The sequence below is a fragment of the Streptomyces sp. NPDC002574 genome (assembly GCF_042889545.1).
GTDB lineage: Bacteria > Actinomycetota > Actinomycetes > Streptomycetales > Streptomycetaceae > Actinacidiphila.
The window spans coordinates 21335-35019 of sequence record NZ_JBIARB010000015.1; the positions used below are offsets into that span (position 1 = coordinate 21335).

Sequence of the window (13685 nt, forward strand, 5' to 3'; positions counted from 1 at the left end):
CCTTCCGAATCGCCCACGCCGGCGCGCGGCCGGCAACCCCGCCGGCCGCACCTTGACAGTCATCACCCGCCGATCCTCTGACCGTTCGGAGCCGAGCCCCCCTCGCCTCCCCGCTGGAGCCGCGCCAGGGCATGGACCGTGTCGAGCGTCGCCGGATACAGGTCCCGGTACAGGCGGTGCAGCCCGTCGTACCCGGCCTCCGCGGCCGCGTCCGGTACGCACCGCTCACGTACGGGGTTCCACGTCGCGGTTGCCGCGTCATCGGTCAGCCGGGCGGCAAGCCGGGCAGCCCCGTAGCTCGCGCCGACCGTGACGGAGGGGATGTCCTGGGGCAGTCCGGTGACGTCGGAGACGATCTGGGTCCACAACCCGCCCCGCGTGCCCCCGCCGACGGCGACGACCCGCTCGACTTCGGCACCCGCCTGCCGCATGGCCTCGATGTTGTGGCGTACGCCGTGCGCGGTGGCCTCCAGCGCGGCCCGGTAGAGGTCGCCGCGGGTGTGCTCGACGGTGAGACCCGCGATCACCCCGCGAGCGTCGGGGTCGGCGATCGGGGTGCGCTCGCCGGCGAGGTACGGGAGCATCGCGAGGCCGCGGGCACCGATGCCGCTGTCGGCCGCCTCCGCCAGCAGGACATCGCGGCCGGGCGAGCCGAACAGGCTCCGCATCCACTCGGTCACCGCTCCGGAGGTGGCCATGCCACCGGCCAGCGAGCGGGTGCCGGGGAAGGCTCCGGCGGTGCTCCACAACTCGGGTACGCGCAAGTCCGCGGCGACGGTGGCGATCAGGAACATCGTCGTGCCGTACATGAGCATCAGGTCGCCCGGCCGGGTCGCGTCGACGCTGACGGCCTCGGTCCAGGCATCGACGGTTCCGGCGAGGACGGGCGTGCCCTGCGCGAGCCCGGTCGCCGCGGCCGCCTCCGCCGTCACCGTTCCGGCCTGGTCACCGGGCCAGCACAGCTCGGGCAGCTCCGCGTGCGGCCACACCGCGTGCACCCATGGGCGGTACCAGTCCTGCGCCCGGGCGTCGTAGAACGGCACGGACTGGCTGGCCGAATGGTGGTCGAGCACATAGGCGTCGGTGAGCCGGTGGGCGAGAAAGGAGGCCGGCATGAACAGCCGCCGGGCGGCCGAGAACACCTCCGGCTCGTGTTCTGCCACCCAGGCCACCTTCGGCCCCACCGCCTGGGTGGACAGCACGCTTCCGCATCGGTCGAGGACGGCCGCGCGGCCGAGCTCGGCGTCGAGGCGGGCGATCTGCGCGACGGCCCGCGTGTCCACACCGTAGAGAATGGCCGGACGCAGCGGCCGGTTCGAGGAGTCGGCCAGGCAGACGCACGGGCCCATGCCGCTGACTCCGATCGCCTCCACCCGCCCACCGGCGGGAAGGAGTTCGCGCGTGATGCCGCAGAACTCCCACCACCACCCCTCGGGATCCATCTCGACGTGTCCTGGTCGCGGGCGGGAGACGGTGTGCGTGCGCGCCGCGGTCGCGATCACCTCGCCGGAGGCGTCGACAAGGACGCCCTTGCTGCTGGATGTGCCGATGTCGACACCGAGAAACGTCACACCTCACGGTAGGGCGACCGGGCCAGGTGCCGGCTCCCCGTGCCCGCCGGGGCGGGCGCCGAACGACGTGGCGGATGAGGGCGCCCCCCTCCCGGTCGGACGGTGGGGCGAATTCCCTAAGGCTGATTGATAAAGTAGCCTTAGCATATGAACGATGATCTGGACCCCGCCGTCGTCGCCTCAGCCTTGCTGGCGAGCCTCAGCGTGTTGTTGCGGCGGGTACGTCAAGTACCCACCGAGGGCGGGCTCACGATGCCGGAGCGGACCGCTCTGTCGCATCTGGAACGCTCGGGCCCCACCACCTCCTCCGCACTGGCCCGGGAAGTGCAGATCACCGCGCAGGCCATGGGGGCGACGCTCAGCGCCCTGCGGGTCCGCGGTCTGGTCGAGCGCCACCCGGATCCGGAGGACGGCAGGCGTGCGGTGCTGACGGTGACCGCCGCCGGCCTCCAGGCGCTCAAGGACAAGCGCAACGCGCGGACCGAACTCCTCGCTCGCGCCCTGACCGGCGGCACGTTCACCGCGGCCGAACTGGAGCAGCTCGCCGCGGCTGCCCCGCTGCTGGAGCGGCTGGCCCAGAACATCTGACGCCGGACGAAGAACCGAAACCCGGAGGAAAGCGCGTTGATACCTGACCCTCCCGAGGCGCACACCGCCCGCCGGGCGGCCGGCGACCGGTACAAGTGGACGGCGCTGACGAACACGACGGCGGCCGTCTTCATGTCCGCGCTGGACGGCTCGATCGTGCTGATCGCGCTGCCGGCCATCTTCCGCGGCGTGCACCTGGACCCGCTGGCTCCGGGCAACATCGCCTACCTGCTGTGGATGATCATGGGGTACCGGCTGGTCCAGGCCGTCCTGGTGGTCACGGTGGGCCGTCTGGGAGACATGTACGGCCGGGTCCGGATCTACAACTGCGGATTCGCGGTCTTCTCCTTCGCCTCGATCCTGCTGTCCTTCGACCCCTTCGACGGGGGCCACGGAGCGATGTGGCTGATCGCCTGGCGCGTGCTGCAGGCCGTCGGCGGCTCAATGCTGACGGCCAACTCCGCCGCGATCCTGACCGACGCCTTCCCCAAGGAGCAGCGCGGCTTCGCCCTGGGCATCAACCAGGTCGCGGGCCTGGCCGGGATGTTCATCGGCCTGGTCGCCGGCGGTCTGCTGTCGGCCTGGGACTGGCGTGCGGTGTTCTGGGTGAACGTGCCCGTCGGCGTGTTCTTCACGGTGTGGGCCTACCGCACGCTGCGCGAGACCGGCAGGCGAGGCGGCGGCAGGATCGACTGGTGGGGCAACATCACCTTCGGAGTGGGCCTCAGCGCGACCTTGATCGCGGTCACCTTCGGCCTGCAGCCCTACGAAGGCCACACCATGGGGTGGACCAACCCGCTGGTCGACGGGCTGATCGTCGGCGGGCTGGCCCTCCTGGCGGCATTCGTCGTCATCGAGAGGCGCGTTCCCGCGCCGATGATCCGGCTGGGACTCTTTCGCCAACGGGCCTTCACCTTCGGCAATCTGGCCGGCCTGGCCATCTCGATCGGCCGCGGCGGGATGCAGTTCGTACTGATCATCTGGCTGCAGGGCATCTGGCTTCCGTTGCACGGCTACGACTACGGCGACACTCCGCTGTGGGCCGGCATCTTCATGCTGCCGCTGACCGCCGGATTCCTCGCCGCGGGCCCCGTCTCGGGGTACCTGTCGGACCGGCTCGGCTCGCGGGGCCTGGCCACCGGCGGCGCGCTGCTGTTCGGCGCCAGCTTCCTGGGCCTGATGGCGCTGCCCATCGACTTCAGCTACTGGGTCTTCGCCCTGCTGATCGCGCTCAACGGGATCGCGAACGGCATGTTCGCCTCCCCCAACTCCTCCTCGATCATGGGCAGCGTTCCCGCAGAACTGCGCGGTGTCGCCTCCGGTATGCGCGCCACCTTCCAGAACTCCGGCACCGCCGTCTCGATCGGCGTGTTCTTCTCCCTCATGATCGCCGGACTGGCCGGCAGCCTCCCGCACACCCTCACCGCCGGCCTGCAGGAGCAGGGTGTGCCGGCCCACGTCGCCACCCAGGTCGGTGGCCTGCCACCGGTCTCGTCCCTGTTCGCCGCCCAACTGGGCGTCAATCCGATCCAGCACCTGCTCCAGCCCAGCGGCACGCTCGCCCACCTGACCGCGGTACAGCAACAGAGCCTGACCGGCCGCGAGTTCTTCCCGGGGCTGATCGCCGGCCCCTTCCACTCCGGCCTGGTGATCGTGTTCGCCTTCGGCGCCACTCTCGCCCTCCTCGCCGCCGTCGCCTCCCTCCTCCGCGGCGCCGGGCGGGCCGCCCCGTCCTCGAAACCGCGGCGGCCCTCCACCGACGCCTTCGCCCCTGCGACCGAAGGCCTGACAGGGACGCCGGGCAGCTGAGACGGCCACGCTTCCGCCCCCGCAACCAGCCGACATCCACAGGAGCACCCACCTCCATGACACTCACAGCGATCGACCCCGGGTCCGCGCTCGTCGTGATCGACCTGCAGAAGGGCATCGTCTCCGCGCTGGACGCTCCCGCGGTCACCGACGCCGTCGAGCACGCCGCCCGCCTGGCCACCGAATTCCGCCGGCACCGCCTGCCCGTGGTCCTGGTCAACGTCACCGGCCGCGCCCCGGGGCGCACCGACGGCGGGCGGTCCGCGCGCCGAACGGCCGCACTGCCGACCGGCTGGGCCGACCTCATGGACGAACTCGACGTCCAGCCGACCGACCATCTGATCACCAAGCGGCGCCGCAGCGCGTTCCACGACACCGGGCTCGACACCCTCTTGCGCGACCTGGGCGTCACGCAGATCGTGCTCGCGGGGATCTCGACCGGTTCGGGCGTCGAGTCGACCGCACGCGCGGCGTCCGACCACGGCTACCACGTCGTCCTGGCCACCGACGCGATGACCGACCCCGATGCCGAAGCCCACCGCCACAGCGTCGAGCGCGTCTTCCCGAAGATCGGCGAGACCGCCACCGCCGCCGAGGTCGTCGACATGATCGAGGCGACGCGATGAGCCTGCTCGGCAGACTTTTGACCAACCGCAGGGCGGGCGAGGCCCACACGGCCTGGAACCTGCCCAACCTGCGGGGCCCCGACCTGCTGACGCTCACCAGCAGGCACTTCGGCGACGGCGGATCTATGCCGCTGGAACACTGCGCGAAGCACATTGGCGGCGCCGACCTGTCCCCCCACCTTGCCTGGTCCCCGCTCCCACCCGGTACCGCACAGCTCCTGCTGGTCGTCGAGGACGTCGACGTCCCCCTGGCCAAGCCCGCGGTCCACTGCATGGCCCTGATCGACCCGGCAGCCGGACACCTGGAACCCGGCGCCCTGGCCTCGCGGCAACCCGGCCCCGGGGTGCGGGTGCTGCGTTCCACCATCGGACGGGGCTACCACGGTCCCGCGCCCATCAAGGGCCACGGGCCACACCGCTACGTCTTCGAGCTGTTCGCCCTGTCGACCCCCGTGGGCGACACACCTGACACAACGTCAGTGGACCGCGTACGGCCCCGTGTCCTCCTGCGTGCCGTCACCGCCCCGGTCCTCGGCCGCGGCCGGCTGACCGGCGTCTTCGAACGCTGAAGCCAGGGCCGGGCCGCCCCCGGGCGGCGCGCGCCGGGGCTGTGTGGTCTCCGGCACTACCGGAGACCACACAGCCCCCGTCCGGGTCAGAGCCCGAAGGCTCCGCCTTCCACGAGGATGAGCAGGCCGATGGCGACGAGAACCAGCGGCAGCAGGATGTGACCCCGGCGGGCGAGGCCCCTGGCGACAACCGGACGGGTCGCGAAGTAGCGGCCCGCGGAACACCACACCGCCGCCAGCACCAGGAACACCACGGCGTACACGCTCATCCCGCCGGCACCCGCGGTGGCGAAGACCGGAACGTACACGCCGATGTTGTCGCCGCCGTTGGCGAAGGTCACCGCGGCGACCTCCAGCGGCGTCGGACCGCCCCCCTCGGCCCGCGCCTTCTCCTCCCCGCCGCCCTCGCGGGGGTCCTTCCACGCCTGCCACGCGGACTTCAGACCCAGTGCGAACGGCAGCAGACCGAGGTAGGGGACGGCGGACCCGGGCAGGAACGTGGCGCCGAACGCGGCGGCCACGGCGACCGCGAGGATCGCGGCGAAGCCCAGGTACTGACCGAGCACGATGCGGCCGGTGGAGCCGCGGTGTCCGGCGCCCTGGGCGAAGAACAGCGCCAGGACCAGGATGTCGTCGATGTTGGTGACGGCGAACAGTCCGGCCGGCTGTCCGATGATGCCTGGACTCACGGGCAGGTCGTCCTCCTCTCGAAGCCGGGGACCATGCGACGGTACCCGGTGCGGGTGACGGTGCCGCCACCCGGATCACGCCTCCCGCCCCGCGACGGGAGGCAGCGCCCTCGCCCGTGGGCGGCGCCGGCCGTCGGCATGCGTTCCGTTCCGCACAGCCACCGGTCGCCAAGCGGCCGTCAGCGTCCTGTCGAAAAGCCGTGCATAGGCCGGTCGCGCACGCTCCCAGGCGCCTACCTTCGCCGTGTTCGGGCAATGTGGGAGGTGGAACAGTGCGCGGCTTCGCGGGAGCGACCTTGGTCGCGATCCTGGCCGTCTGCGCGATGGTCGGGCTCGGCTGCTGCCTGGTGGTGATCCCCGCACGGACGACCCGCTTCCTCAACGAAGCGTTCGTCGTCGTCCCCATGGTCGGCGGCAGGCACCACTGGCTGAAGCGGGCGATCGCGACGGCGTTCGGCGCGACCCTGATCGTGTACGGCCTGTACTTCGGCGACCATGTCCTGATGGGCGGCCGGATTCTCTGGGGTCACGTCAGCACCAGCACCTGAACCGCACAGCGCCCGGGGCGCGCGGCGGGCCGCGGGCGCTGCCGGACCCGGCGCGTGTCGCGCCGACGGCATGCCGTCCAGCAGCGTCCGACCGCGTCCTGAGGGGGCAGGGCCGGCCCGACCCTCAGGGGATAGGTGCGTACGCGCAGTCCGCCGAACTGATCCGCCGGCAGGGCCGGATCCCCACGATCCAGGTGATCGAACTGGCTCCGATCGCCGTCGACATCGCGCAGGCCATCGTCTCCGGCTTCCCGGGCGAACAGCTCAAGGCGGCCATCGGCAACTGGCCGCCGCGGACGGTCTGATCACCGTGGCGCCGGTCTACACCGCCGGTGTCAGCGGGTTGTTCACGTCGTTCTTCGACGTCATCGACAACGACCTGATCGTCGCCAAGCCCACTCTGGCGGCCGCGACCGGCAGTTCCCGCCACGCGTTGGTCGTCGACGGGCAACTGCGCCCGGTGCTCGCCTTCCTGCGTGCGTTGACGGTGCCCACCTCGGTCTTCGCCGCACCCGAGGACTGGGGCGCCTCAGCGCTCGGCGAGCGCATCGCGCGGGCGGCCACCGCGCTCGCGACGTTGATGACCACCGGCGTCAGCACCGCCATCACCGACAACGCCTGGTCCGGCTACCAGCACCGCTTCGGCGGGAACGCCACACGCGCGGAACGCACCGCGGCGGACGTCGACTTCGACTCCCCGCTGATGAGGCCTGCCGCGGGCGGCGCGCCACCGCGGCAGGGCGGCCCGTCAGGTACGTGACGCGGCGCACCGCCGCCGTCGTGGTGGCGGTGCGGCGGCACCCCGCTCCCGATCACGGGGAGGAGCGGGGTGCCGTCGTCCCGGCGTCGCCGGGACGAACCGAGGATCCGGCCGAATCCGTACACCCACTTCCAAGGACGCAACCGTCGGACCCTGATGCACCCAGCATCCGTGATACCTGGGGACGAACGGAACGATCGTTTCGCTCACGTCCGTGTGACCGCGGCGGTCACACCGACGGCGCGGACCGCCTGCCGCTGCCACGACGGAAACGGACGGGAAGGCCCGGGCTCCGGGGCCCCGCTCGCACCCGGGCCCCGGTTCACCGGCGAGGTGCGACGTCGGCGGACCTCCGATACCCGGCGGGGTGATCCTTCCGGTCAGCCGGGCTGGGGCGCGATGGCAGGATGGCCCGGAGGCGATCACACCGGTGGTCGCGCGCAACGGCCAGGGGGAGACGGGGACGGCGATGAGCTCGGCAAGTCAGCCTGCGCCTCGGGTCGTCCTGGGGACGTGGCCCACTCCACTGGAACCGATGCCGCGACTGGCCCTCGCCGTCGGCCTGGGACCCGACGACCTGTGGGTGAAGCGGGACGATCTCACCGGGCTGGGCGGCGGCGGGAACAAGGTGCGCAAACTCGAATGGACCTGCGGTGAGGCACTCGCCAACGGCGCGAGCGTCCTGGTCACCACCGGGGCACCACAGAGCAACCACGCGCGCCTGACCGCTGCCGCGGGGGCACGGCTGGGACTCGACGTCGTCCTCGTGCTCGCCGGGACACCCGGATCCTCGACGTCCGGCAACCTCGCGCTCGACAGTCTGTTCGGCGCCACGGTCGTCTGGGCCGGCGACGTCGACGACCAGGAACTCGCCTCCGTCGCCGAAGACGTGGTCGGGCGTCTGCGGCGACAGGGCGCCGTGCCGTCGTTGATCCCCTTCGGGGGTTCGAGCGTCTCCGGCGCCCGCGGATACGAGGAGTGCGGACGGGAACTGCTGGTACAGGCACCCAATCTGGCGACGGTCGTCGTCGCGGTCGGTTCCGGAGGCACCATGGCGGGCCTTCTCGGTCCGCTGGGCACGGCACGCGTCATGGGAGTCCACTGCGGAGCCGTCACCGATCCCGGACGTGTGGTGGCCGACCTGGCCTCCGGTCTGTCCGGCATCGGCTGTCCGCCCGAAACGCTGCGGCTCAGGCTCGACCAGGTCGGCAAGGGCTACGCGGCCCTGACCGAGGCCACGCTGGCGGCTCTCACCGTGACCGCCCGCACCGAGGGCATCGTGCTGGACCCGATCTATACCGGGCGGGCGATGGCCGGCCTCCTCGCGGCGATCGAGGAAGGCGACGTACTCCCGGGGCAGCGCACGATCTTCCTGCACTCGGGGGGAATGGCCGGCTTCTTCGGGCACGGGGCGACGCTGGCGAAGCTGCAGGAAACGCTGGCGGTCTCGACTCCACGGACCGTGCGACCCTCGATCTCGTAGCGCGCGACGCGACCGTCCGCGCCACCGGCCCGCCGGGCCAGGCGGGCATGACAAGCACCGCCCGTGTGTTGAGGTCCATGAAGGGTCACACCACATCCCGTGGAGAACCCGCCCACCGGACCGAACCAACGGGAGACACCATGCCTGTCTGCGGGGAGTGCAAGCACCCCGTGTACGCCCATGCCGACACGGCACAGGGCGGGACCGCCCCCTCGCGGCCCGGCTGTCACGACAGCTGCGGCACCTGCCGGGGTCAGGAACTCTCGCGGTCGGCAGACGTGTTCGAAACGGTCCAGACGGGTCCGACCCACGCACGGATGGTCCTGCTCACACCGCACGGCGTCTCCACGGTCGAGTTCGCCGTGGAGCCTTCGGTGAGCCTGCGATGCACCGCTGACGAAGGCACCGCGGCCCTGGCCCTGGGTGCCTGGCTGTTCACGACGGACCGCGCCAGGTACGGCGAGCTGGAGATCCCGCTGCTGCAGTTCGCCTGCAACCCGGGCCGGGAATCCTTCGCCGCGGACGAGATCCCGGCCCTGCGCGCCTTCCTCGCCGAGCAGCAAGGCACCGCGCGCTGGAACGACGCCCTGACCGCCTTGCTGGACAGACTGAGGACCGCCGAGGCAGCGCTCCGCCACGCCGCCGACGGGACACCCGGCTGAAGTGCCCACGGCGACCGCGACGGCGGCAGCGCGCAAGCCCTCAGCCCTGGACCGTGCCTGCTCCGGCCGTGCCGCCCGTTGGCAGCCGCGTGGCCAGGAGAGGGCCTGGGCGGCGTGCAGAGCCGTCCGCCGCCACGGTCCGAGAGGGCTCGGCAATCATGCCGAGGCGGTGTTCCACGGCCCTGACGGCGGTGGTGTCCAGCGCCGCCGGTCGGGCCTCCGCCTCGGCGGCACGGACCGCGGAAGCAGCGACGCCACCGCGTCGGGCGTCGTGTCCAGGACCTGAACCCGTCCGCACTGACCTTGTCCGCGCCGCCCTCGTCGCCGACCGAACACACCGCCGCGACCTTGCCGTACGTCAGCGGGCGGCCCTGGTCGCCGGATTCGGGGAGAGCTCACCGTCCGGGCGTTCCAGCACCCGCTGGGCGACGCCGCACGGGCGGCCCAGCCGGATCGGGGTGGACAGCACCAGGACTGCGCGTGCAGAGCAAGGCCGGCGCGCGCAGCGGAGTCTTGTCCATGGCACACGGCCAACCCGCGGAGCACGGAGCACGCATGGAATGATCAGCGGGCCTGGCCCCCGCTGATGCGGAGCTGCCGCAGCCGGGCGAGAAGCAGCTGGATGACCGGAGTCCGGTCCCGGTGTTCGCGTTCGTACCGGAGCACCTTTTCCGCGCCGTCCTGATCCAGCCTGCCCACCCGGTCCTCGACCGAGATCCGCGGGAGGTGCTTGTAGTCGGCAATCGGAAGCTCCAGCGTCACCGGCGCCGGAGTTGTGTCATCAGGCAGATCCACCGGAGTCACTCCTCACTGTGTCCTCGTTCGGCTTCCCGCCGAACGGGGCACAAAACAGCCCGAGCGGGCACAGTCGGAGCAATCCACTTGCCCGGCGGACCTGCTCGCCGAGTTCGTTGAGCGGTTCCGGCGAGCGGACCTGTGCCGGGGCTCGTCCTCCTGGCGGCGGGCTCCGCCAGGAGGGTGGACGGAGCCCGCCACTACCGGCGAGCCGGTACGCACAGGCCGGGGCGGGCCGGGCGACCGGCCTCCCCCCAAACCGTGTCGCTGTCCCCGAGGGCTCTACTGGAAGAGGACGGCTCTGACAGCGACCGTGGTGCGGCCCTTGATCATCCCCAGCTGGTTCCAGTCCATCCCGAACCGAGCACGGTCGATCCCCGTCTCGACGGTCAGGGTCACCGCATCGGCCGAAAGCCGGTCGACGGTTCCCGTGAGGGGGACATCTCGCGTCACGCCCTTGATCGTGAACTCGGTCCGGAAGTCTACGCCGGCCCCCCGGACGGTACCCCCGGCCACCCGGACCGTGAACTCGGGGTAGTTCTCGACGTCGAAGAAGTCCGCGCCCCTCAGGTGCTTGTCGCGCTTCGCGTGACCCGTGCTGATGGATGCCGCGTCGATGGTGAGCACGCCGGAAATGGAGCCGTCAGGCCCGACGTGACCCTGACCGGAGACCCGGTCGAATGTGCCCTTGACGTTCACCAGGCCCCACATCGTCCTGGTTGCCAGTCGGACGCTGCTCGCCTTCGGATCCAGCGTCCACACTCCCCTGCCGGCCGCGGTATCGAGAAACTGCTGGACTGATGACTGGTTCATGATCTTCCTTGACGAGAACAAATCCGAAGGATTGCTTCGGACCGCTGATTCTTGATCGACCGGCGAAAGGGCGGGAAATACGCAGGCCGGCGGAGGAGCAGTCGCGCCCATGCGCATTCGTCACGGGGCCAGGCGACCGCTGTACGTGGGGCGGTTGATGATCGAGCAGGACCGGCTCAGGCCGGCGGGCGTCGCGGTGCCGGTCAGCCGTTCGTTTCACGCCGTGGCCGACGCGCGCCGGCCCGCCTGCAGCCGTACCGAAACCTCGCTGACGCCTCCGGTAGGCCGCTGCCCGGGCCACGGGACGCCGTCAGGGCTTGAGCACCAGCTTGCCGCGAGCGTGGCCGCCCTCGCTCCTCTGCTGGGCCTTGGCCGCTTCCGCCAGCGGAAGGACCGAGTCGCTCCGTACGCGCAGTGTGCCGTCGGCGATTCCTGCGAGCTGCGTGCGGATCACTGCGGCTGTCTCCTCGGGCGTCGTCGTGGGCGCGGGCGACATGGCGACGCCGAGCCGCTGGGCCGACATGTCGGCGATCGTGACGATGCGGTCCGTGCCGCCCCGCAACTCGATCGAGTCGGGCAGCGCCCCAAAGCCCGCGGCGTCGAACACCGCGTCCACACCCTGGTCGGCGACGGCCCTGACACGCTCGACCAGTCCCTCGCCGTAGGCCACCGGGACGGCCCCGAGTTCACGAAGGTAGTCGTGATTGGCGGAGGAAGCGGTACCGATGACAGCGGCGCCGCGTGCCACGGCGAGCTGCACGGCGAGTGAGCCCACGACGCCGGCGGCACCGTGCACCAGCACGGTCTCCCCCTTCTTCACGTCGAGTTCGCGCAGCACACGGTCGGCCGTCTCGCCTGCCAGGGGCAGCGCGACGGCCTGCTCCCAGCTGACTCCCGCGGGCTTGCGCACGACGTTGGCCGCAAGGGCGTACTCGGCGTAGGCACCGCCCCTCACCCAGCCCACCACCTCGTCGCCGCGGGCGAAGCCGGTGACCCCCTCCCCGACCTCGTCGACGACCCCGGCCGCCTCGAGACCCGGCACGGCCGGCAGCGGCGTCGGCATGAATTCCTCGAACCAGCCGCGACGCAGCTTGAAGTCCACGGGATTGACGCCGATCGCCCGCACGGCGATGCGGACCTCGCCCGGACCCGCGTGGGGCTCCTCGATCTCCTTGAGCCGGAGCACCTCGGGCCCACCGAATTCCTCGAACACTATTGCCTGCATGGGTCAGCCTCCAGCGTGAGTAGCAGCACATCCGGTCGGCGGGACACGTCGCCGGCCGGGTGCATTCATGGTGGAACGGAGGCGGAGCGATCCTGCCGGCCTTTCGGACGGTTCCGCCCCGGCCGATCGGACAGGTGCGCCCAGTGAGCCAGGTCGTACGCTGCACCTCATGGAGTACGCCGGATTCGCACAGCCGTCCTCAGCCCTGGTCACGGCCGCGCACATCATGTACGCCCCGGCATCCGAGATGGCCGCTCATCTTTCCGCGGCCCTCGCCAAGGACCTGCCGCACCGCGCGATGGCCCTTCTGGCGACCCAGTGCGCGTCCTCGCCCGTCGAGGCGGTGGGCGACGAGGAGCTCATCCATGCGCTCGGCAGCGCGGTACTCGGCGCGCTTGTCGCCCAGGTAACGCCGGGCCATCCGTGGCAGGGAACGGCACAGCTCGCAGGAGCCCCATGGCCTGTGCTCGCTGTCGCGAGCGATCTGACTCCCCAGGGCGCGGGCATGGTCATCATCCTCGACGAGGACACTCCCCTCCCGGCGGACATGCTCTCGACGGTGCAGGCGCTGGTGGACCTGTTCACCACCCATCTGGAGCGGCTCGTCACCGACGCCGCACCGAGCACCCTGGCCCAGTCCCGCGCGGTCGCGCAGGCCAGGTCACACGCCGTCGCCGAACTGAGCGACGCGCATGCCACAGCGCTCTCCGGGATCTTGGGGGTCCTGCGCAGTCACCGCCTGGACGATGCCGTCGCCCGGTCGACCGCCGTCGACCTGGCTGTCAACGCACTCATAGAGCTGCGCAACGAATCCCAGCGGGGCACCACACCGGTGTGGGAGGAGCCGGCCAGGCAGGCCTTCGGCCTCCTGTCCGATTCGCTCAGGACGCTGCTCAGCCACAGCGCGATCCACCTGGAGCTGGATCCCCCCGGGAACGACAGGTCCCTGACGTCGGCCACCGCGCACGCCGCCAGAGCGTTCGTTCGGGCCGCGGTCCTCGCGGCACTCACGCAGAGCGAGGTCCGGCGGATCAGGGTCGGCTGGCAGCTCGGGCTCGCCGAGCTGGTCGCGACCGTACGCGACGACGGTCCCGGCGAGCCGCATGACGATGCCGGCACCGGCCGGATCGCCCAACGGGTCGAAGCCCAGGGCGGAACCTTCGAACGGGACGCGGTACCCGGCTGGGGGACGACGACCAGACTGACGCTCCCCCTGGCCATGTCCGAGGCCGCCACCACGAAGATCTCCCGGCCCGTGTCCGTCCACTCGCAGCCGGTGACACCGGGCGCGGACCTGCTGTCCGCACTCGGGACCCGGGAACTCGACGTCCTCGAGCGCCTGGCACTCGGTCACCGCAACAAGGCTATAGCACAGGAGCTTCACATCAGCGAGTCCACCGTGAAATTCCACGTCGCCAACATCCTGTCGAAGCTTGCGGTCGGTTCCCGGGGTGAGGCGGCGGCGTTCTTCCATTCGGCTGCGGCGGTATGAGGCGTGGTTGCCCGGCTCCGGGGCCGGTTCACTGTCCGGCATGTTTGCGGCACTT

At 71.3% G+C, this 13685-nt stretch carries 14 protein-coding genes and 1 pseudogene; 9 read left to right on the forward strand and 6 right to left on the reverse strand.

What is annotated here, in order from left to right:
- Nucleotides 1–62: 62 nt before the first annotated feature.
- Nucleotides 63–1571: an FGGY-family carbohydrate kinase gene (locus ACFYXS_RS31770; protein ID WP_389254437.1), complete on the reverse strand. Its 1509-nt coding sequence runs from the start codon at nt 1569–1571 to the stop codon at nt 63–65.
- 147 nt (nt 1572–1718) lie between these two features.
- On the opposite strand from ACFYXS_RS31770, the gene ACFYXS_RS31775 reads away from it, so the two are divergent.
- From ACFYXS_RS31775 to ACFYXS_RS31790, 4 genes are all read left to right on the forward strand, one after another.
- Entirely contained in the window at nt 1719–2159 is a 441-nt protein-coding gene (locus ACFYXS_RS31775) for a MarR family winged helix-turn-helix transcriptional regulator (protein WP_389254439.1), read from the forward strand.
- A 132-nt stretch (nt 2160–2291) separates the two neighbouring features.
- The gene (locus tag ACFYXS_RS31780; protein ID WP_389254743.1) at nt 2292–3968 is read left to right on the forward strand and encodes an MFS transporter; all 1677 of its coding nucleotides are present in this window, start codon (nt 2292–2294) and stop codon (nt 3966–3968) included.
- A 56-nt stretch (nt 3969–4024) separates the two neighbouring features.
- Nucleotides 4025–4594 (forward strand): isochorismatase family cysteine hydrolase, encoded by a 570-nt coding sequence (locus ACFYXS_RS31785; protein ID WP_389254441.1) that lies wholly within the window; start codon nt 4025–4027, stop codon nt 4592–4594.
- Nucleotides 4591–5163: a YbhB/YbcL family Raf kinase inhibitor-like protein gene (locus ACFYXS_RS31790; RefSeq protein ID WP_389254443.1), complete on the forward strand. Its 573-nt coding sequence runs from the start codon at nt 4591–4593 to the stop codon at nt 5161–5163. The genes ACFYXS_RS31785 and ACFYXS_RS31790 overlap by 4 nt, the downstream gene beginning before the upstream one ends.
- 86 nt (nt 5164–5249) lie before the next feature.
- Here ACFYXS_RS31790 and ACFYXS_RS31795 read toward each other — a convergent pair whose 3' ends face one another.
- Nucleotides 5250–5852: a cadmium resistance transporter gene (locus tag ACFYXS_RS31795; RefSeq protein WP_389254445.1), complete on the reverse strand. Its 603-nt coding sequence runs from the start codon at nt 5850–5852 to the stop codon at nt 5250–5252.
- Between the two features lie 272 nt (nt 5853–6124).
- Between ACFYXS_RS31795 and ACFYXS_RS31800 the strand changes: the two genes are divergently transcribed.
- The 4 genes from ACFYXS_RS31800 to ACFYXS_RS31815 all read left to right on the forward strand — a co-directional run bounded on the left by ACFYXS_RS31800 (nt 6125) and on the right by ACFYXS_RS31815 (nt 9305).
- Nucleotides 6125–6400, forward strand: coding sequence for a hypothetical protein (locus ACFYXS_RS31800; protein ID WP_389254447.1), 276 nt, complete (start codon nt 6125–6127; stop codon nt 6398–6400).
- Nucleotides 6401–6710: 310 nt separating this feature from the next.
- Entirely contained in the window at nt 6711–7160 is a 450-nt protein-coding gene (locus ACFYXS_RS31805) for an NAD(P)H-dependent oxidoreductase (RefSeq protein WP_389254449.1), read from the forward strand.
- Nucleotides 7161–7629: 469 nt separating this feature from the next.
- Nucleotides 7630–8643, forward strand: a complete 1014-nt coding sequence (locus ACFYXS_RS31810; RefSeq protein WP_389254451.1) for a pyridoxal-phosphate dependent enzyme — start codon at nt 7630–7632, stop codon at nt 8641–8643.
- A gap of 317 nt (nt 8644–8960) precedes the next feature.
- Nucleotides 8961–9305 carry a hypothetical protein gene (locus tag ACFYXS_RS31815; protein WP_389254773.1) on the forward strand — a complete coding sequence of 115 codons (345 nt, stop codon included), beginning with the start codon at nt 8961–8963 and terminating at the stop codon, nt 9303–9305.
- Nucleotides 9306–9586: 281 nt separating this feature from the next.
- Here the strand turns inward: ACFYXS_RS31815 and ACFYXS_RS31820 are convergent.
- The 4 genes and pseudogenes from ACFYXS_RS31820 to ACFYXS_RS31835 form a co-directional block, all read right to left on the reverse strand.
- A pseudogene (locus ACFYXS_RS31820) lies at nt 9587–9777 on the reverse strand (NADPH-dependent oxidoreductase); the annotation flags it as partial.
- Nucleotides 9778–9869: 92 nt separating this feature from the next.
- Nucleotides 9870–10100: a hypothetical protein gene (locus tag ACFYXS_RS31825; protein WP_389254454.1), complete on the reverse strand. Its 231-nt coding sequence runs from the start codon at nt 10098–10100 to the stop codon at nt 9870–9872.
- A gap of 282 nt (nt 10101–10382) precedes the next feature.
- Entirely contained in the window at nt 10383–10913 is a 531-nt protein-coding gene (locus ACFYXS_RS31830; RefSeq protein ID WP_389254456.1) for a YceI family protein, read from the reverse strand.
- Between the two features lie 310 nt (nt 10914–11223).
- Complete coding sequence (locus tag ACFYXS_RS31835) at nt 11224–12138, reverse strand: NADP-dependent oxidoreductase (RefSeq protein WP_389254458.1); 915 nt, start codon at nt 12136–12138, stop codon at nt 11224–11226.
- A 169-nt stretch (nt 12139–12307) separates the two neighbouring features.
- Between ACFYXS_RS31835 and ACFYXS_RS31840 the strand changes: the two genes are divergently transcribed.
- Nucleotides 12308–13630 (forward strand): LuxR C-terminal-related transcriptional regulator, encoded by a 1323-nt coding sequence (locus ACFYXS_RS31840; protein ID WP_389254460.1) that lies wholly within the window; start codon nt 12308–12310, stop codon nt 13628–13630.
- Nucleotides 13631–13685: the final 55 nt, after the last annotated feature.